This is a genomic window from Sunxiuqinia dokdonensis, assembly GCF_001270965.1.
Classification (GTDB): domain Bacteria; phylum Bacteroidota; class Bacteroidia; order Bacteroidales; family Prolixibacteraceae; genus Sunxiuqinia; species Sunxiuqinia dokdonensis.
Window position 1 is genome coordinate 1 of record NZ_LGIA01000177.1, and the last position, 20,008, is coordinate 20,008.

General features: G+C 46.7%; 15 protein-coding genes. 11 read left to right on the forward strand and 4 right to left on the reverse strand.

The window, feature by feature from the left end:
* The 10 genes from NC99_RS15565 to NC99_RS15610 form a co-directional block, all read left to right on the forward strand.
* The coding region (locus tag NC99_RS15565) for a SusC/RagA family TonB-linked outer membrane protein (RefSeq protein WP_053185661.1) at nt 1-2,817 on the forward strand (2,817 nt) is incomplete at its 5' end.
* 19 nt (nt 2,818-2,836) lie between these two features.
* Nucleotides 2,837-4,396, forward strand: a complete 1,560-nt coding sequence (locus NC99_RS15570) for a RagB/SusD family nutrient uptake outer membrane protein (protein ID WP_053185667.1) — start codon at nt 2,837-2,839, stop codon at nt 4,394-4,396.
* 19 nt (nt 4,397-4,415) lie between these two features.
* Nucleotides 4,416-5,504 carry a SusE domain-containing protein gene (locus NC99_RS15575; RefSeq protein ID WP_082326520.1) on the forward strand — a complete coding sequence of 363 codons (1,089 nt, stop codon included), beginning with the start codon at nt 4,416-4,418 and terminating at the stop codon, nt 5,502-5,504.
* A 2-nt stretch (nt 5,505-5,506) separates the two neighbouring features.
* A complete protein-coding gene (locus NC99_RS15580; protein WP_053185674.1) occupies nt 5,507-7,540 on the forward strand; it encodes a SusF/SusE family outer membrane protein in 2,034 nt (677 codons plus the stop codon).
* Between the two features lie 88 nt (nt 7,541-7,628).
* Nucleotides 7,629-10,367 carry an alpha-amylase family glycosyl hydrolase gene (locus NC99_RS15585; protein WP_053185676.1) on the forward strand — a complete coding sequence of 913 codons (2,739 nt, stop codon included), beginning with the start codon at nt 7,629-7,631 and terminating at the stop codon, nt 10,365-10,367.
* A gap of 94 nt (nt 10,368-10,461) precedes the next feature.
* The gene (locus NC99_RS15590; protein WP_053185678.1) at nt 10,462-11,730 is read left to right on the forward strand and encodes a hypothetical protein; all 1,269 of its coding nucleotides are present in this window, start codon (nt 10,462-10,464) and stop codon (nt 11,728-11,730) included.
* A 65-nt stretch (nt 11,731-11,795) separates the two neighbouring features.
* Entirely contained in the window at nt 11,796-12,326 is a 531-nt protein-coding gene (locus NC99_RS15595; protein ID WP_239684466.1) for an SRPBCC family protein, read from the forward strand.
* Between the two features lie 5 nt (nt 12,327-12,331).
* A complete protein-coding gene (locus NC99_RS21960; protein ID WP_053185684.1) occupies nt 12,332-12,508 on the forward strand; it encodes a Lacal_2735 family protein in 177 nt (58 codons plus the stop codon).
* An 81-nt stretch (nt 12,509-12,589) separates the two neighbouring features.
* Nucleotides 12,590-13,795, forward strand: a complete 1,206-nt coding sequence (locus NC99_RS15605; RefSeq protein ID WP_053185687.1) for a DUF438 domain-containing protein — start codon at nt 12,590-12,592, stop codon at nt 13,793-13,795.
* A gap of 33 nt (nt 13,796-13,828) precedes the next feature.
* Nucleotides 13,829-14,116, forward strand: coding sequence for a hypothetical protein (locus NC99_RS15610; protein ID WP_053185690.1), 288 nt, complete (start codon nt 13,829-13,831; stop codon nt 14,114-14,116).
* Nucleotides 14,117-14,135: 19 nt separating this feature from the next.
* Here the strand turns inward: NC99_RS15610 and NC99_RS15615 are convergent, their stop codons facing one another.
* Both NC99_RS15615 and NC99_RS15620 read right to left on the reverse strand, forming a co-directional pair.
* On the reverse strand, nt 14,136-15,497 hold the full coding sequence (locus tag NC99_RS15615; protein ID WP_053185693.1) for an NAD-dependent succinate-semialdehyde dehydrogenase: 1,362 nt from the start codon (nt 15,495-15,497) through the stop codon (nt 14,136-14,138).
* 286 nt (nt 15,498-15,783) lie between these two features.
* Nucleotides 15,784-17,202 (reverse strand): Gfo/Idh/MocA family oxidoreductase, encoded by a 1,419-nt coding sequence (locus NC99_RS15620; RefSeq protein WP_053185696.1) that lies wholly within the window; start codon nt 17,200-17,202, stop codon nt 15,784-15,786.
* 176 nt (nt 17,203-17,378) lie between these two features.
* On the opposite strand from NC99_RS15620, the gene NC99_RS15625 reads away from it, so the two are divergent.
* The gene (locus NC99_RS15625; protein ID WP_053185699.1) at nt 17,379-18,563 is read left to right on the forward strand and encodes a helix-turn-helix domain-containing protein; all 1,185 of its coding nucleotides are present in this window, start codon (nt 17,379-17,381) and stop codon (nt 18,561-18,563) included.
* 49 nt (nt 18,564-18,612) lie between these two features.
* On the opposite strand, the gene NC99_RS15630 is transcribed toward NC99_RS15625, so the two are convergent.
* Both NC99_RS15630 and NC99_RS15635 read right to left on the reverse strand, forming a co-directional pair.
* Complete coding sequence (locus tag NC99_RS15630; RefSeq protein WP_053185702.1) at nt 18,613-19,329, reverse strand: pirin family protein; 717 nt, start codon at nt 19,327-19,329, stop codon at nt 18,613-18,615.
* Between the two features lie 19 nt (nt 19,330-19,348).
* Nucleotides 19,349-19,939 carry a YceI family protein gene (locus tag NC99_RS15635; protein ID WP_053185704.1) on the reverse strand — a complete coding sequence of 197 codons (591 nt, stop codon included), beginning with the start codon at nt 19,937-19,939 and terminating at the stop codon, nt 19,349-19,351.
* Nucleotides 19,940-20,008: the final 69 nt, after the last annotated feature.

Genomic DNA, 20,008 nt, shown 5'->3' on the forward strand with positions numbered 1-20,008 from the left:
GGAACAACAACCGGAACGATCAGTAACTTTGAAGGCAACTATAATTTGACTGTTGAACAAGGGGCAACCCTCCAGTTTTCGTACATTGGCTACGCAACTGCCGAGCATGTTGTTGGTGAGACCTCAACCCTGAATGTTGCCTTGCGCCTTGATACGGAGCAACTTGATGAGGTGGTGGTGATTGGTTATGGACAGGTCAGGAAGAGTGATGCCACCGGTGCCGTTTCTTCCGTTTCATCATCCGATTTTAACCAGGGATCGACCAGTTCACCGCAAGATTTGATCATGGGAAAAGTATCAGGTGTACGAATTCAAACCGAAGGCGGAGCTCCCGGCTCGGCAACCAAAATCCGTATTCGCGGCGGTTCGTCCATGTCGGCAAGCAATGATCCGCTGATTGTGGTGGATGGCATGCCCATTGACAACCGGACCATTAACGGGATGAGCAACGTACTGACCTCCATCAACCCCGCCGACATCGAATCCTTTACTGTTTTAAAAGATGCTTCTTCAACTGCTATTTACGGATCGAGAGCATCAAACGGAGTGATTCTGATTACCACAAAAGAGGGAAAAGCCAACCAGGACATCCGGGTCCAGCTCGACTCCAAAGTCATGGTCAACGAAGTGGTCGATTATATCGATGTGCTGTCGGCTGATGAGTTCCGCACCCTGGTCAACAACAGGGCCGAGACCCATTCTTCTGTCAACCCCGCTTTAATGGGAAATGCCAGTACCAACTGGCAGGATGAAATCTTTCAGAATACCGTTAGCCAAGACCACAACCTGAGTGTTTCGGGCGCACTGGGCTCCATTCCAATTCGTGCCTCTGTTGGTTTCACCGATCAATACGGTATTTTAAGAACTTCTTCCATGGACAGAAAAAGCGGAACATTTAAAGTGACTCCCAGCTTTTTTGACAATCACCTGAAGCTGAATGCCGGAATCAAATATACCATCGTGGGCAACCGCTTCGCCGAAAGAGGCGCTATTGGAAGTGCCCTCCGATTTGACCCGACCAAACCGGTGTTCAACAACACGGGAATCTATGGCGGGTACACCACCTGGCTCACCAGCGACGGTTCGCGCAACGTGAACGGCACACGCAACCCCGTGGCGCAACTGCAACAGCGAAGAGACGAATCGGAAGTGGACCGGTACATCGCCGATGCTCAAGTAAGCTATAAACTGCACTTTTTCCCTGACATTACCGCTACGGTAAAAGTGGGGATGGACAAGTCAGAAAGTGAAGGCACCGTGATGACCGACCCGGAAGCCGCCTGGGTAAGAACAGCATCGTCGGGAGTGGCCCGCGATTATACGCAGGAACGCGAAAACAAACTGTTTGATTTCTACCTGAATTATGAGAAGGTATTACCCGAAATCGACAGCCGCATTGATGCGATGGCCGGCTACGAATGGCAACGCTTCTGGTCATACGGTTCTGCCTATGAAGTGGATCGTTTCAATACAGTGATTGAAGATTCGAAAGACGAAACGGAAAACGTGTTGGTTTCATTCTTCGGAAGGGCCAACTATTCCTACAAAGATAAATACCTGCTGACCGCCACCGTGCGGAACGACGGATCGTCGCGCTTTCATGAAGACAATCGCTGGGGACTATACCCCTCCACGGCTTTGGGATGGCGCATTATTGAAGAACCTTTCATGGACCAACTGGCAGCAGTGAGCAATTTAAAACTGAGACTGGGCTACGGGATTACCGGCCAGCAGGAATTGAACAGCGGCGACTACCCTTACCTGGGCATTTACCAGCTGAGTGATTCCAGAACCCAATATCAACTCGGAAACCAGTTCTACACACTCATTCGCCCGAATGGTTACGACCAAAGTTTGGAGTGGGAAAAAACAACGACCTACAATATCGGTCTGGATTTCGGATTCTTCGGCAACCGGCTATCCGGAGCCATTGACGTGTACAAGCGGGAAACGAAAGACCTGTTGAACACCATTCCAGTCCCTGCCGGAACGAACTTTACCGACCGCCTGTTGACCAACGTGGGTGATTTGGAAAACAACGGGATCGAATTCTCCGTAAATGCCATCCCAATCAGTAAGCAGGACTTGAGCTGGGAGCTGAGCTTCAACCTGACACACAACAAAAATAAGGTGACCCGGCTCACCAACTACGACGACGCTTCGTACCGGGGTGTTGAAACAGGAGGAATTAGCGGTGTTGGTGTTGGAAACAACATCCAGATCCATGCCGTTGGACATCCGCTAAACACGTTCTATGTGTACGAGCAGGTTTACGATGCCAATGGAAAACCCATTGAAGGTCTGTATGTGGACCAGAATGGCGACGGACAAATCACCATTGACGATAAATACTATGCAGATTCTCCGGTTCCTGACGTGTTTATGGGATTCTCATCCATGGTCAACTACAAAAACTTCGACTTTGGATTTAACGCCCGCGCTGCCATCGGTGGACAGATTTACAACAACGTCATTGTTGGGGCACGCTACCAGGAATTGACAGTGAACGAATACCTGACCAACCTGCCGACCGAAATTAACTATTCAAAATTTGAAACCGCTCAGCAATACTCTGATTATTTCCTGGAAGATGCCTCTTTCTTCCGCCTGGATAATGTGACGCTGGGATACAATTTCAAGGATTTATTGAAAAAGACAACAGGCACTGATTTAAACCTCAGATTATATACCTCCGTGCAAAATGTGTTTGTCATTACCAAGTATGACGGATTGGACCCGGAAGTGGACAATGGAATTGACAATGATGTTTATCCTCGTCCGAGAATTTACCAATTCGGACTGAGCGTAGGTTTTTAATCTTTAAAAGAGCACAATTATGAAGACAAAATTTAACAATACAATTTGGGTACTCCTCCTGTTATTGGCAACCATGGTGTCCTGTGTGAATGATCTGGACACGCTGCCACTGGACGAAGACCTGTTAACTGCCGACAAGTTAACCGATGACGAATCCTACAAAGGGATGTTGGCCAAATGTTATGGTGCTTTTGTTGTTGGCGGGCAAACCGGTGTTGATGGAAACCCGGATATTAGCAGTATCGACGGCGGCTTCTCCTCCTACCTCCGCCAATTGTGGAATCACCAGGAGTTGACCACCGACGAAGCCATCTGTGCCTGGAACGATGGAAACTTGCGCGACCTCCACGATATGGACTGGACCGCTTCGAATGAGTTTGTTACAGCCATGTATTATCGGATTACCCTGGAAATTTCGTACTGCAATAATCTTATCTCGCTGACCAACGGACAAGATGAGTTTAAAGCCTATAATACCGAAGCCCGATTGTTAAGAGCATTGGCTTACTGGCACCTGCTCGACATGTTTGGCACCGGTCCGTTTGTTACCGATGAAGATCCGGTAGGCTCCTTCTTCTTCCCCGAACAAGCCAGCTCGCAACAGCTTTTCGACTATATTGAAAGTGAACTGACTGCCATTGAAGATGATCTGGCTGCTCCGCGGACCAATGAATACGGACGGGCCGATCAAGCCGTGGCCTGGATGATCCTGTCAAAACTTTATTTGAATGCCGAAACCTACACCGGAACAGCCAAATACACCGAGTGCATCACTTACACCAACAAGATTATTGATGCTGGATATAGCCTGGAGCCGGAATACCAAAACCTGTTTTTGGCCGACAATCATTTGCGGACCAATGAAATTATCTTCCCCTTGGCCAGCGATGGCGAACATACGCAAACCTGGGGTGGCATGACCTTCCTGATTCACTCCACCATTGGTGGCGACATGCCGGCTTCCCAGTCGGGCGTTGATGGCGGATGGGGTGGTAACCGGATGACCAAAGCATTCACAAACCTGTTTAGCGACTTGTCAGGCGAAACCGATCGCCGGGCCATTATTTGGACCGAAGGACAAAACGAGGAAATTGACGACATCTTCAATTTCAGACACGGTTATGCTTCCCGGAAATTCAAAAACATCACTTCCGGAGGTGTGGTTGGCAGCAACCTTTCGCACCCAGACACCGACTTTCCGCTGTTCCGTTATGCCGATGCCCTGCTGATGTATGCCGAAGCAGTTGTTCGCGGCGGAAGTGGCGGCGATATGGCAACCGCCGTTGACTATATCAATGATATCAGAGAACGGGCTTATGGCGATGATTCAGGAAATATTGCTGAAGCCGACCTCGACCTGGACTTTATTCTGGATGAACGTGGACGCGAACTTTACTGGGAATGCCACCGGAGAACCGACCTGCGACGCTTTGGAAAACTAGCTGGCGGAGATTACATCTGGCCTTGGAAAGGTGCCGTAAAAGACGGTATGGCTGTTAACGATAAATTCAACGTATTCCCAATCCCGGATTCAGATTTGAGCGCCAACCCGAACTTAACGCCAACTTCAGGTTATTAATCAAACTAATTTGAACGCAATGAAAAAACTAAGATATCTATTCATAATGCTCCTCGCAGTGACGATCGTTTCCTGCGAAGACGATGATATGACCCAATTGAATGACTCGGTCTATGCCCCTGCCACGAATATTCAAGGCTTTGGCACAAGCCTGGCCATATCAAAAGACAAAAAGGCCGAAACGATCAACGTTTCATACACGCCTGCTTCGTACGGAGTAGAGATTGTAAAAACGCACAAACTTCAGTTTGCCACCACGGCCGACTTTGCCAATCCGGCCACCTTCGATGTAAACGCCTCTGACAATTCCTTCTCATTTACCGTGGGGGCTTTTAATGAATTCCTAACCGAAGAACTGGAGTTGCCTGTGGACGAAGAAACAACGGTTTCAGCCAGAATTATGACCTACTCACTTGCTGGCGTGGATACCCTCTACTCTTCTGTCGTCAGCTTTGCAACAACACCATATTTGGACATCCTTTTTGCTCCAAACACCTTCTACCTGTTTGGCGATGGCGTAGGACGCATTGCCCAAAATAATAAGCTCAAACTGAATAAGGTGCACAGCGAACCCGATGACTCGTGGATTATTGTGTGGATGGAAGCTACCGGAACCTTTAAACTTTGCTCTGATGTAGACTACAAAGGGGTGATTGGAAAAGTCGGTGATCCGGTGAATGGCGAATACACCCTGGGAACCACTGACAACAGAGGCGAGGACATTCCTGTTCCAGGAACAGCCGGCTACTACACGGTTGGTGTCAACCTGGCCACCAATACGCTGCTGATTGAACCCGCCAACGTTTACATTACCGGCCCCAATGTCGATGCCTGGCCGGTGAGTTCAGTAATCGAAGAGAACAGGTTTCAACAAGACACCGAAAACAAAACCATGGTGTTGACCAAAAGTCTAATCGGTGGCGAATTGAGACTTCATGTAACACACCCCTACATTTCCGCGGCCGACTGGTGGCATGCCGAATTCATCTTCCTGGATGGGAAAATTGAATACCGGGCTGATGGCAACGATCAGGACAGGGTGAATATCGATGGAGGCGAAAGAACCATTGAGCTCGACTTTATTAATCAAACTGGTAAAATTCAATAGAAATGAAAAATATAAGTTATTTCCTAATTCTGATACTGGCGGTTTTTGCATGGTCCTGCGAAGACGACTTCATGACACCGCCGGTCACCTCAATTGTTGAAGGAACAGCACCGAACTGGACCAGCGAGCCTCCTGCAGATATCGACACGGTTTTGTTTAAACGGCTTGAAGGTGAAAAGCTGGTTTCGCTGAGCTGGTCGGAAGCAACTTATGCTGACAAAATCGGCGTCCGGTATTATCTTCAGCTGGATACAAAAGGAAATGAATTCGCCAGTCCCTTGGAATTTGACCGGACGGCAGCGACTGAAATGGATGTGAAGATTGGCGCGCTGAACGCCTTGCTTATGCAACGATACAACCCTGCTGAGGAAGTTGAAATTGAATTGCGCATCCGGGCTTTTGCCAACGAAGATCTGGCCAATTTGTACACGTCCGCTTTTTCAATGAAAGTAACTCCGTACCTGGACGTGCCTGTACCAGAAGCGCTCTACATGATGGGAACAGCTACGCCGGTTGGGTTCAACAGTGCCGATGCGCTGGCCTCACACAAAGACGGCGATGTGTTCTACAAATACCTGAAGTTGACCCAGGACGGTTCATTCCGCTTTTCGGACAAACAGGCTGATGATGGCTTTAGCTACAACTTTGGCAAGTTTGCTACGGTTTCATCCAATATTGAAGCAGCGGGCGATGACGATGGCAACTTCAAATTTACAGGCGAAACCGGCTGGTACGAAGTAAAAGCCGACTTCACCAACAGCGAGCTGACCATTGCTCCGTTTGTGCACGAAGCGACCACCTATACATTCGATCCGGCTCAGGTTTACCTGGTGGGCGACTATGCCGACACCGTAGCCAGCTGGGCTCCGGATAATTCGCCAGCCATGATCATGAAATCAGAAGGCGTGTACACGCTTGAAACGATGATTAAAGATGGCGCCATGCTCAAGTTTGTGGGCCAGCCAAGCTGGGGCGACCTGGATTGGGGCAACCTTGGAGGCGATGGTTACGAAGGCATCATCGGGCCAAAAGGCAAAAACGGCAACATCACCTTTGATGGAGGAGACAAAACATACTTCGTAACGCTTGACCTGAATCAAGGCACCTACAAAATCGAAGAGGCCGCAATTTACCTGGTGGGAGACGCCACGGAAGCTGGTTGGAATATCGACAATGCCATTGAGTTAAAATGGCGCCCGGGTCACAACGCTTACATGGGGTATGTTCCGTTAAAAAACGGATACTTTAAATTCTTCCCGGTAAAAGGCAGTTGGGATAATGGAATGGGCCGGATTAACGATTCCGAAGATCCTAAAGGAGGTTTGCTTGGTGGAGAAAACAAAGATATTCCAAGCACAAACACTTCTTCGGATTATCAGTTATATAGAATTGCTGTTTGGTATGATGCGGATGCCAGTTCCTACAAATACTCTGTTCTGGACGCCGAGATGATCCTTGTTGGAGATGCTACTCCTGCGGGCTGGTCTATCGACAATGGGTTTAATATGGTTTATGCTGGAGAAGGAAAATGGGTGACTTATGTTGACATGAATGCTTCCGGAGGCTATAAATTCTTTTATGAAAGCGGAAATTGGAACTCCGGCTATAAAGAGTTTGATGCAACAGGCAAACCTGGCGAACTATCTCTTGAAGGCGGGGATCCAAACATTTCAACTCCGGGGGAAGGATATTATAAGTTGACCATCGACACATATAATATGATCTACACCAAAGAAATGATGGCAACCAGAAAGATGTATTTGGTTGGTTCTCCCAACGGATGGGATATCAACGCAGGTATTGAAATGACTTGGGACGATACCAACAAAGAATGGACGCTGACGACGGATTTGTTGGCCGGCGATGCTTTCAAAATTTTTGCTGAGGCAGGCAATTGGGACAGCGGGTTTAAATTCAAATACGAAATGTTGAATTTCGAAGGTGGCGATCCAAACATGTCAACCCCCGATGGTGACGGAAACTACACCATCCGGTTTAGCTTGGCTGAACGGACCTTAACATTTACAAAAAACTAAGCTGCAAAAATCTCTATGCTTAAGGTTGCCCGGAAGTTCCGGGCAACCTTTTATTTCAACCTCAGTACAAATTTTTAAAACAAGAGCCATGGGAATCCGGACTTTCCTCCTATCAATATCGTTCTTCATACTTTTTCAAGCTCGTGCGCAAATCGCGACCAGCCCGGCATTTCCGGTAGCTTCACAAGAAGTGACCATCACTTTCGATTCATCAGACGAAAGCAGGCTCGGTCAGTTTACCGGCGATTTGTATGCTCATACCGGTGTAAAAATTGAAGGAAACACGGAATGGCAGCATGTGATCGGAACTTGGGGAAATAATACCTCCCAACCCAAGCTCACCCATCAAGGTAATGGCATTTATGAGCTGGTGATTTCGCCTGATATTAACACGTTCTACAGTGTCCTTTCCACAGAAAAAGTCGTTCAGCTGGCTTTTGTTTTTCGCTCGGCTGATGGCTCCCAGCAAACCAACGACCTGTTTATTGATGTATATGAAGCGGGCCTGAATGTTTCGCTCACCAGCCCTAACGAGCAGACTATTCTGAAAAAGAATGAGGCAGTGACCATTTCAGCAAACTCCTCAGTCGAAGGCTCCCTGTTGCTTTTTGCCGATGATACCCAACTGGCCGAAACCACCGGCACGGAAATCTCGACCACCCATCAATTCACCGCATCAGGCAGTCAATGGCTAATCGCGCACCTCACGGTGGGTGAAGAAACGGTGTACGACTCCATCGCTGTGTACATCAAGGAAGATCTTACCCTCGAACCAAAACCCGCCACCTACCGAAAGGGTATCAACTACCCTGACGACACATCGGCCGGCTTGGTTTTGTGGGCCCCCGAAAAAGAATTTGTGTATGTGCTGGGTGATTTTAACGACTGGCAAATCAACGAAACCTACCAAATGAAAAAAGATGGCGACTACTTTTGGCTAACCATCGATAATTTAGAGGCCGAACAGCCGTACCTTTTTCAATACCTGGTTGATGGTTCACTGAGAATTGCCGACCCTTACACCGACCAAATAGCCGACCCCTGGAACGATCAATACATTGAAAGTTCAGTTTATCCAAACCTGCCGTCCTACCCGGCCGACAAAACCAGTGGAATCGCAGCCGTTCTCCAAACCGGGCAGGAACAATACCAGTGGGAAGTCGCCGATTTTCAGGCGCCCGATAAAAACGAAATGGTCATTTATGAACTATTAATCCGCGACTTTGATACCGACCACAGCTACCAAAACGTCATTGATCGGCTCGACTATCTCGAAGACCTCAACATCAACGTACTGGAACTGATGCCAGTGAACGAGTTTGAAGGAAACTCCAGCTGGGGTTATAATCCATCGTTTTATTTTGCCCCCGACAAATACTACGGCACCAAAAACAAGCTGAAAAAATTGGTGGATGAATGTCACAAACGCGGCATTGCCGTGGTGATTGACATGGTGCTGAACCACAGTTACAGCCTGAGTCCGTTGGCCCGTTTGTACTGGAACGACCAGCTGAACCGCCCCGCAGCCAACAATCCGTGGTACAACGAAACCAGCAATTTCCAAAATCCCGATGCGCAGTGGGGATACGATTTTAACCACGACAGTGAGTTTACCCGCGAACTGGTAGACAGCGTGAACAGCTACTGGATGAGCGAATATAAGATCGACGGTTTCCGATTCGATTTTACCAAAGGTTTTTCGAATACCACCTACGGCCCGTCCGACTGGGGCAGCGCCTACGATGCCAGCCGAATTGCCAACCTGAAACGCATGGCCGACGAAATTTGGGAACAAAACGACGACGCGATCATCATTTTTGAACACCTCGCTGACAATTCAGAAGAAAAGGAACTGGCCGATTATGGGATCATGCTTTGGGGCAACATCAACCACAACTATGGCGAAGCAGCCATGGGCTATGTTGAAAACACCAACTCGGACTTGAGTTGGGGCCTTTACAAACAGCGCAACTGGAACGAGCCGAACCTGGTTACATACATGGAAAGCCACGATGAAGAGCGTCTGACCTATAAACTCCTGCAATACGGCAATTCAGCCGGCACCTACAATACCAAAACCTTGGCAACAGCCACCGACCGTTTGGAGCTGAACAATGTGTTTTTCATTCCGCTGCCCGGCCCGAAAATGATCTGGCAATTTGGCGAACTGGCTTACGATATTTCAATTGATGCGGGTGGTCGTTTGGGTGAAAAACCCATCAAATGGGAATATACTGAAGATGAAAACCGAACCGATCTGTTCCAGGTAATTGCTAAACTGAACTACCTGAAACAAACCTACGAAGAATTTCAGACGAACGACTTTACCTATTCGCTTACCGGCAACACCAAAACGTACCAGCTAAAAAGTGGTGAGAATTATGTGGTTGCTGTTGGTAATTTTGGTGTCACGCAAAACGCAATCACCGTCACTTTTCCAAAGACGGGCACGTGGTACAACTATTTTGAGGAAACCACTCGCGAGGTCAGCTCGGCCAACGTCCAGTTTACACTGGCTCCCGGCGAATACCATTTATTTTCGACCCGGCAGTTTGAGCAACCCCACATTGTGACTGAAAATACGATCCTCGAACGAACTGATGAAATCCGGGTTTATCCCAACCCGACCAGCGATTTTATCCGGTTTGAATCCCCCTCTGCAATCGATCAGGCTTATTTATACTCAATCCACGGAAGCCTGGTCAAACAGATTTCAGCGCCGGGAAAATCAGCAACAATCGACTTAACCAACTTAATGAGCGGCACTTACATTTTGAAACTCAACAGCCAATCTTTCAGTAAAACAGAAAAAATCATCAAAAAGTAAAAGTTGCCCATAGAGCAGCTGCTCTAAATTATTTGAAAGCGATTCCGATTTCACTAAATTTAGAACCTTAACCGTTTATCAAGTTTGAATTGCTATGAAGAAAATCGCTGTTTTATCATTCATTCTGCTTGTTGCATTCGGATCGGTTTTTAGTGCTGAACCTCTGAGAAAACCTTTTGTGGAACTGTTTATTGAAGGAAGGTATATTCCAGACGGTTCCGAAGTTGATGTTAACAAAGGGCAACAATTCACTCTGGTTACCCAAGCCAAGGGCGGTCGTGCCGATTTCGTCCAGTTCCCCGATACTTATGCTGATTTGGGAGACGATGCGAAAATCATTTCGCGGGGATACAACAAATTGATTTACGAGAAAAACGGCGTGCTACACAAATGGGAGATGGTGGATGAGAAAATTGATCTGGAGTCAGACACCAAAATCAAGCTTTTGGTGAACAATGACCTGATCAATAAACAACAAACCGATGTCTTTATTCCAGTTGACAAAGTGGAAAAAACTTACATCAAGGTGAAAATTTCAACCTATTGGAGCTACGACAACGGCACCACAACCAAAACAGAAACCGACGTAGCCGAGGCCACGATTTATTTGCATATCCAGGGCAATACCAACGAATGGTTTGCCACGCCCAATGTGAAAGCTGCCGGAAACCACGACCAGGTCGTGGAGGAAAAGCTGAATGCCATCCAGGAATCTTACAACAAAATTGAAAGCCTGCTCAACAACTTTGAATTTACCGCTATTCAACCTGAGATTCAGAATCTGCGCAACATTGTGGGCCAGCTCGAAGATCGGGTAGAATACCTTGTGGCGAATGAACCAAACAAGCACTCTGATATTTTCTTTATTGGATTACCCAGCGACCAAGCTGTGAGTGATGTGGCCGATTTCAGAACGCTCGCAAGCGCCTGGAATGAACTGGAAAAATTGGTGAATGAACAATCCATCAAGCTCGATCAACTGGAAAAATCGACCGACAAAACCAAACGCCGCGACCTTTTGGAACTCATAAAACCCTTTACCAACTGGGAAAATTCACTGCCCAATCAGGCCGAATCGCTACTTCAGGACTATGCCAAAGATTTCAACTGGGAGAATACCAGCATTCGTTCCTTTTTGGCCTTCAACCCAAACGAAGAACGCATCAACAACCTGGAACAAAGCCAGGCTGACTTTCGCCGATTTCTGGAAAACCGAAAGGAGAATATCGAACTTGAAAAGCAGAAAATAAACTACGCACTCACCCGCCTGCAAGCCGTACGAATATTTGACGGCATGCTGATGGGCTTTTTCTCTTCCTTGAATTTTGCGCGTTGGGAAAACACCCGCGACCAAGGCAATTGACAAAGTCAATCATAAAACTCCATTTCGTTTGTTTAATTATTTATGACTATCATTAAACAAATTTAATGCTGCTCTTGTTTGAGTTGAAGCAATGCCTATCCCATTGTAGCAACGCCATGATGACCATTAAAAAACATGCTGGAATTTACACTTTGCTGGTTGAACAAACGCTCCCGGTTTCGCTCGACGAAGCCTGGGCGTTTTTCTCCAACCCGGCCAATCTCGAACGAATTACGCCCTCACACATGCAGTTTCGGATTACTTCGGGAGAACCCAAGCCCATGTATGCCGGGCAAATCATCACTTACCGTGTGGCTCCGTTTAAAGGCTTCACTACGAATTGGGTAACTGAAATCACCCAGGTTCATGACAAGCACTTTTTTGTTGACGAGCAGCGCTTTGGGCCCTACACCATGTGGCATCACGAACATCATTTTGCTGAAACAGCGTCGGGTGTTTTGGTCACCGACCGGGTGAGTTACAAGCTCCCATTGGGCTGGCTCGGGCACCTCGCCCATCGGTTGTTTGTGCGCAGGCAACTGCAATCAATTTTCAACTACCGTTACCATTGGCTCGACAAACAATTTAAATCCTAAGCACCATGTTTCGATTTTTCAAACGTAAATCAGAAGTTGAAAAGCTTCAGGCCAAATACAATCAGCTGATGAAAGCCTACCATGAGCTTTCGAAAATTAACCGTCGCGAAGCGGAGAAACGCTACGTTGAAGCGGAAGATATTCTCAAGCAACTCAACTCGATGCAGAACACAGGCAACTAACAGCTCCAGACCTCCGCTGTTCCCGGCCAGAAATTGCGCTTCCCAAATTTTTCTTATTTTGCCGCCAAATTAAGAAATGCCATGTCTGAATTTACCAATAAGAAACAGGATCGGGTGTGTGCGCTGGCCCGCTTTGCCCGCGAGATGATGACGACCAACGACAAGGGAAAGTTGGTGAAAGAAAATGAGAAGCTGATCAGCCAAGTCATTCCATCCGAAGTGATTACGCTTTTTGATGTGCTGGTCAATGAACACCAAAATCAAGATTATTCCGTATTAAAAACCGCGACCAACAAAATTCTTCACCTGTTTCATACGCCATTAATGGCCTACCCCGCCATAAAACCTGCAGAAGGAAGTTTTTTGGATGTGCTGACCCGAAACAACACGGCCATGGAAAACCTGCTGAAATCGATGAAGACAGCGGTAAAAAGTTTGAATCAAAACCCGGATGACCAAGAAGCGCGCCAACAGCTAAAAGAGAAACTTGTCCAGCTTCGTTTGTTTGATCAACACTACCAAATCAAGGAAAATGTGCTGTTTCCGGCCTTGGAACAACACTGGCCCGACTTTCACTGTGTGCAGTTGATGTGGTCGTACCACGATGATATTCGCCGACAGATGAAAGACTTGGGCACCGCTTTGGACGAATCGGAATTCGACCTGAAAAAGACAAACAAGCTCGTGGGCGATCTGTTTTTCAACCTTTTTGCCATCCGCTTTCGCGAAGAACGGATTCTGCTTCCGCATATCCTGGAAACCATTCCGCAGGAAGCCCTCCATCAAATGCTCATCAACAGCCAGGAAATTGGCTTTCCCTTCGTTTCGCCTGAAAAGACGGAAGCTGTTTCGTCGGCTGTTTTTATCGATGGAGCTTCAGTCAATCTGGGAACAGGCCAGCTAAGCGCCGAACAAATCATTGGGATTTTTAATCACCTTCCCGTCGATATTACCTATGTTGACGAACACGACACCGTGCGTTTTTTTTCAACACCGAAAAAGCGGATTTTCCCGAGGACAAAAGCCATTCTTGGGCGCCAGGTTCACAACTGCCACCCGCCCGAAAGTGTCCACGTGGTCGAAGAGATCGTAGCCGCTTTCCGAAATGGGCAAAAAGATCAAGCCAGCTTTTGGATTAATTTCAAAACTGAAAAAATTCTGATTCAATATTTTGCGGTGCGGAATGAACAAGGCCATTATAAAGGTGTAATTGAAGTCACCCAAGAAATTGGCGACATTCAAAAACTAAGCGGAGAAAAACGATTGCTCGATTGGTCGAATGAATAATAAGTCATAAATTGCTTATCAAAACTCACGCCCATGTTTCTCAGCAGTGCTGGTCATGTAGCCGATATGATTGCCCGGATGAAAGCCAACCGGGAACTCCGAAAACGAAATAATCCGTTTCAGAAGAATGAACCGGGAATTTACGAAGGCAAAACAATTCCGCTCAAATATAAACCCGTATCCGACTTCAGAAAAAAATCATTCCTGGAAAAAATAAAGCGCGAATCAGTCCGCCAACGCACGAACGACCGGTTGTTTTTGCTGATTTTTATTGGCCTTTTCATCCTGCTTTTTGGCTGGTTTGTACGAAACTACACCTGAGGCATGAATTCCGACCAAGCTATTTCACGGCTACGGTTTTGATATTGACAAACTCGCGGATGCCAAAAACGGAAAGCTCGCGCCCAAACCCACTTTCCTTAATTCCGCCAAAAGGTAAGCGGGGATCTGATTTCACAAAATCGTTGACAAAAACACAGCCGGCATCCAACCCTTTTTCGGCTAGCCGCTTTCCACGTTCCAAATCGCTGGTAAACACCCCGGCTCCCAGCCCAAAAATCGTATCATTGGCAATCCGGATACCGTCCGCTTCGGTTTTCACCTTAAACAAGGAAGCAACCGGGCCAAACAGTTCTTCGTCATAAGCGGGCATGCCAGCTTCAATATTCTCCAAAACGGTGGGCGGATAAAAAGCAGCTTCGTGTTCGGGAATGTAGCCACCACAAAGGATTTTGGCTCCTTTAGCTACGGAGGCACTGACTTGTCCGTGCAACTCGTTACGCAAATCAATCCGAGCCAAGGGGCCAATCGCCGTTTTCTCGTCGTGAGGATCACCATATTGAGCAGCTTGCATCTTTTGCACAAAGGCATCGCGAAACTGCTCGTAAACCTGTTCAACCACAATAAACCGTTTCGCACCAATACAACTTTGTCCGGCATTGAGCAGGCGGCTGGTCGCACACAGGTCAGCAGCCTCTTCAATATTGGCATCTTCCAAAATCAGGTAAGGATCACTGCCCCCCAGTTCGAGCACCGACTTTTTCAACACCGAGCCTGCGGCGGCAGCAACCGATTTGCCGGCCGGCGTACTTCCGGTAAGCGTTACCGCTTTCACCTTCGGATTTTCGATGACCTGCTTCACCGACTTGCCGCCGATCAGCAAACTTCGGAAAACATTGTTGGGCAAGCCGGCATCCTGCACCAGTTTTTCAATGGCCAGCGAACAGCCCGGCACATTGCTGGCATGTTTTAAAACCGCGGTATTCCCCGCCATTAAGGCGGGAGCCAAAAACCGGAACACCTGCCAAAAGGGAAAATTCCAGGGCATCACCGCCAACACAGTTCCCAACGGCTGAAAGCTGACAAACGATTCGGACGCATCTGAGGCGATGGGCTCACGAGCCAAGAAACCAGCTCCATTTTCTGCATAATAACGACACACCCAGGCACATTTCTTAATTTCCGCCAAAGCCTCCTTTTTTACCTTGCCCATTTCCGAAACAATCAAGTCAGCCAGCGATTGCTGTTGTTCGAGCAGTTGTTCTTCCAGTTTGAGCAGGTAGCTGCTGCGCGCTTCCATGCTGGTGTTTTTCCAACTTTTAAAAGCTACATCCACAGCTTTGACAATACGTTTCGCATCAGCATCTGAATGTTGGGAATAGGTTTCGATTACTTTATTGGTAAATGGATTGATCGATTTCATAGCATCTCATTTCAGATTCCTTCAAAATTACAAAATAAAATAAGCGTTTCCATTCTGTTTTTCAACTCCATTAAAGACACGTACGTTGATTGTATGAAAGAAGCTCTAAATGCGAAAAATAGCTATTCAATAATCAGAAATCCACCGGAAAAGGCGAAAGTCGATTGGGTCGCTATGGTTTAGTAACTAATGAAACGCATAACTTTGCCGAGATGAAATACAGAAAGGGGGAAGTTTAACCAATCAACTTCCCCTTTCTGTCCTTATTCTTTATCTGAAAAAAGCATCAGCCTCGTGTTCGACTGATCTTAATATCGGTCAATTCAGCGATTTTCACCGGACGTTTTTCTTCGATGCTTTTGCGGGCGGCCACTCCAATCAAAACGGACATAGCACCATCGCGTGTTCCCGCAGAATGTTTATACGGGTCAGCCATGTTGGGATCTTTAAAAATCTTGTCCTGCAAACGCACATCGCCACCACCGTGACCGCCACGAACCCGCGGTACTTTCACCAATTCGTAATCGGGATTCCAATTCTTCATCACGATGATTTCGTCGTACGCGGAGTCATCTTCTTCAGCATTCTGATTCATTTCGCGCGCGTGCAATTCGGCCTGGCTCACGCGCTCTTTCTCACGCCACGGGATGCCTTCCCACGAATCAATACGTCCATCCATGCCGTTAAACGCTATTTTAAAGCCTTCGTACGGCGAATAGGTTGTCAACGAATAGCTCACCTGCACATCGTTGGCATATTTAATCTGAACCGCCATTTTATCGTAAATATCCACATCGTGGCGCCACAGGCAGTTATCGCGGATGTAGCCATCGTATTTCTCATTTTTCACATACAAGTCAACCGAGCGTTGATCTTTCATGATATCCCAGTAAAACTTACACTTGTCGGTATAAGCACACGAACGGCAGTTGGCGCCCCGAAATTCGTTGTTACTTCCGTAGTGCTCCAGTTCCCCGTAAGCGGTGACTTCCACCGGATCCGAATCAATCCACCAGTTCAGCAAATCAAAATGGTGGGTTGCCTTATGCACCAGCAAAGTGCCGCCTTTATCGCGTTCGCCATGCCAGCGGCGGAAATAGGAAGCGCCATGATAAGTATTCAGATACCAGTGAAAATCGACAGAAGTAATTTTTCCGACTTCGCGGTCAACAAGTAATTCCTTCAATTTTGAAAACTGAAGTCCGTAGCGGTAGTTAAATCCCACAATCACTTTCCGGCCTGTTTTACGCTCCGCATCTAAAATCGCCTGACATTTAATTTCATCGGTTGTCATTGGTTTCTCGGTAATCACATCGCAGTCCATCTCCAAGGCCTTAATAATGAACTCATGGTGGTTGCTATCCATGGTGGTCACAATCACAACGTCCGGCTTGGTGTCGTTGATCATCTTTTCAAAGTCAGTAAACACCGGGCATTTCACACCCATAAAATTCAAGGCAAACTGAAGCCGACCGGGATTGAGATCGCACAAACCAACAAACTCTGTTTCCTTGGAATAGTTATCCACGATATTTTTTCCCCAGAAGCTTGTACCCCGGATTCCTGTTCCGACCAAAGCCAATTTAGTTTTGGCAGCTGCTGGTTTAGCAACGGATTGCATGGGATTGGCCAAAAGCGCACCGGCTGTTAAGGTTCCGGCAGCGCCCAAAAAATGACGTCGATTTAAGTTTTTAGATGCTTTCATACGTTTAAGATTTTAGTTCCAACCATATTTCTTTCGAAAATGAAAGGAGATTAATGGAATTAATTTTGATTTCTATTCTGAATATACCTTGTTCTTGCTACTTTTGGAAAAGATAAGCGATTTAAGCCGTAAAGTCAACGTTAAAATTTAATTTTACAAAACTGTTTATCAACACATTGACTAAAGACCACAAACATATCAGGCAGGCGCTTGAGCGCGTAACGCAAAGCCGTGTTTTTTCGAAATCACCGGTCAACCAAGAGCTACTGAAGTACTTGGTGAGCTGTTCACTTAAGGGTGAAACTCCCAAGGAATTCCAGATTGCCGCCGATGTGTTTGGCAAAAAATACGATCCTGACAAAGAAATCAATGTGCGCGTGTATATGCACAATCTTCGTAAAAAACTGAAGGAATACCATGCACAGGAGGGCCAGGATGATGAAGTAATTTTTGAATTGCCCAAGGGCCAGTATTCGCTAAACTTTAAACACTCTCCCATCAAATCACTGAAAAAAAAGGTTTACCGGTTTTCTCCCATGCTTTTTGTGGCAAGCCTGATCGTCTTATTCAGCGTGTTGGTGTTTCATTTTCTTTTCCCTGTGAATCCGGTAAAAATCGACTTTTGGAACAACTTTCTGTCGAATGACTTTCCGACACGAATGGTGCTTGGCGACCACTATTTTTTCAGAGGAGATCTGCCTTCCGGTGAAACAGTAACCATGCGAGACAACCAAATCAACTCGGATATGGACTTTGACGAGTACATGAAACTACACCCGGAGTTGATGGAGCACAGGGAAAAATCCAGCCTCACTTATATCAACAATCAGGCTCCACTTGGCCTGTTTTACCTGATGCAGCTTTTTGGCGGAGAAAATTTTGATCTTGAAATGGATTATTCGTCCCGCACGGTTGTTGACGATTTTCGCAACCGGAACCTGCTGTTTATCGGCTCATTCAAAACCCTGCAACAACTGAAAAGTACCGTTGAAAAACTGGGATTGGTGTACCAGATCGAAAAAACGCTGCTGCAATATCACACGCCCGACTCGAGCCTGACTTTTGACAATCGTTCGACGCCATATTTAAGTTATGAGCACGCCACGGTAGCGCACTTCGCCGTTCCGGACGGGCGACGCGTGTTGTTTTTCCTTTGCGACCAGGATATTGGGAACATGGCATTGACCAAGTTTTTTACCGATAGAAACCGAATGAAAGCGTTCGCGAAGGAACTGGCTAACTTAGGTACCACCAATTTTAAGGCGGTTTTTGAAGTTAAGGGCGAAAACCGGACTGATTTCGACATTCGGCTTATTCGAGTTGATGCTTTGCCGACTGACATTGCAGAAATATGGCCATAAAAAACCCTGAGTGTTTACCCAGGGTTTCCTTCTTTCTCCTTTTAAAAAGCTACACGTTCATTGGGACTTCCAGCAACAAAAGTTTGCTTGACTTCTCAATTTTGATGGCGATTTTCTCTCCTACTTCGGTTAGTCCGGCAGCATCGCGTTTTGCAAGTTCGTAATCATCAACCACCGCTTCACCTTCAATAACCATCAGAAAAACACCATTTTTTGAATCTTTCAACTGGTATTCAATCTCCTGCCCCGGTTCGAAGTTGCCTAAATGCAACCAGGCGTCCTGGTGAATCCACATCGACTGCTTCTCGCCATCGGGCGAAATAATCATTTCCCACTTGTTTTCGAGCCTGGCCGGGTCAAAATAGGCCTGATCGTACCGCGGCTGAACATTCTTTTTGTTGGGGAAAAGCCAGATTTGAAAAAAGCTTACCGGCTCATCCTGCGACGAATTAAATTCCGAATGCGTCACGCCCAAACCCGCTGACATGACCTGAACTTCGCCCGGCTTGATGATTGAACCGGTTCCCATGCTGTCGCGGTGTTCCAGCTGTCCATCCAAAACAATGGAAATGATTTCCATATTATCGTGCGGATGTGTTCCAAATCCCATTTTGGGCTGAACCCAATCATCATTCAACACCCGCAAGGCTCCAAAATTTAAGCGCGAAGGGCAGTAATAGTTGGCGAAGCTAAACGTGTGCCGGCTTTTCAACCAACCATGATCTGCCGCTCCCCTGCTTTCTGATCTGTAAAGAACAATTGGCATTGTTCCCTCCTTTCTTTATTTATTTTTTTGCTACCACAACGAAATTCAGCGTGAAATCGTCGTAAATCATCTTATCACCCAAGTTGTCAAAGAATGATTTTGATCCGTAGCGAACATTATAATCTGAACGGTCAATAATCATTTCACCCTCGACTTTTACGGCATCGCCTTCGGTTGTTGAACTTGCCTGAAAACTAACTGGCTTTGTGGTTCCTTTAATCGTTAAATCCCCGGTAAACGTATAGTTTGAACCAGACTTGCTCACATCTGTTAAAACCAGCGTTGCTGTTGGATAAGTTTCAACTGAAAAGAAATCGTCTGATTTCAGGTGGCCAACCAATTTTCCGTTCATCTCCGAATTGGTAATATCTTCGTTGGTAATTGACTGCATATCAATGGTTACCGTGCCACCCTTAATTTCACCGTCAACGACTTCGAGCGATCCTTCTTTGATATCGATGGCGCCATGATGTTCACCGGTTACTTTTTTACCGTGCCAGCCTACGGTGCTTTTCGAAGCATCAACCACGTAGTTGCCTGCAAAAACTCCTGAACTTACCAATAGTGCGAGGCTCAAAAAGGCCCATGTCTTAATCTTTGTTGTTTTCATAACTGTCTTGTTTTAAATGTTAATATTCAGTTATAAAAATACATCAAGCTATATGTTCAGAAAATGGAC

Excerpts from the sequence above, each read along its gene's own strand:
- NC99_RS15615 (WP_053185693.1), bottom strand. The coding sequence starts at position 15,497 with ATGAAATCGATCAATCCATTTACCAATAAAGTAATCGAAACCTATTCC.
- NC99_RS15575 (WP_082326520.1), top strand. The coding sequence starts at position 4,416 with ATGAAAAAACTAAGATATCTATTCATAATGCTCCTCGCAGTGACGATC.
- NC99_RS15595 (WP_239684466.1), top strand. The coding sequence starts at position 11,796 with ATGCTGCTCTTGTTTGAGTTGAAGCAATGCCTATCCCATTGTAGCAAC.
- NC99_RS21960 (WP_053185684.1), top strand. The coding sequence starts at position 12,332 with ATGTTTCGATTTTTCAAACGTAAATCAGAAGTTGAAAAGCTTCAGGCC.
- NC99_RS15580 (WP_053185674.1), top strand. The coding sequence starts at position 5,507 with ATGAAAAATATAAGTTATTTCCTAATTCTGATACTGGCGGTTTTTGCA.
- NC99_RS15605 (WP_053185687.1), top strand. The coding sequence starts at position 12,590 with ATGTCTGAATTTACCAATAAGAAACAGGATCGGGTGTGTGCGCTGGCC.
- NC99_RS15630 (WP_053185702.1), bottom strand. The coding sequence starts at position 19,329 with ATGCCAATTGTTCTTTACAGATCAGAAAGCAGGGGAGCGGCAGATCAT.
- NC99_RS15635 (WP_053185704.1), bottom strand. The coding sequence starts at position 19,939 with ATGAAAACAACAAAGATTAAGACATGGGCCTTTTTGAGCCTCGCACTA.
- NC99_RS15570 (WP_053185667.1), top strand. The coding sequence starts at position 2,837 with ATGAAGACAAAATTTAACAATACAATTTGGGTACTCCTCCTGTTATTG.
- NC99_RS15620 (WP_053185696.1), bottom strand. The coding sequence starts at position 17,202 with ATGAAAGCATCTAAAAACTTAAATCGACGTCATTTTTTGGGCGCTGCC.
- NC99_RS15610 (WP_053185690.1), top strand. The coding sequence starts at position 13,829 with ATGTTTCTCAGCAGTGCTGGTCATGTAGCCGATATGATTGCCCGGATG.
- NC99_RS15590 (WP_053185678.1), top strand. The coding sequence starts at position 10,462 with ATGAAGAAAATCGCTGTTTTATCATTCATTCTGCTTGTTGCATTCGGA.
- NC99_RS15585 (WP_053185676.1), top strand. The coding sequence starts at position 7,629 with ATGGGAATCCGGACTTTCCTCCTATCAATATCGTTCTTCATACTTTTT.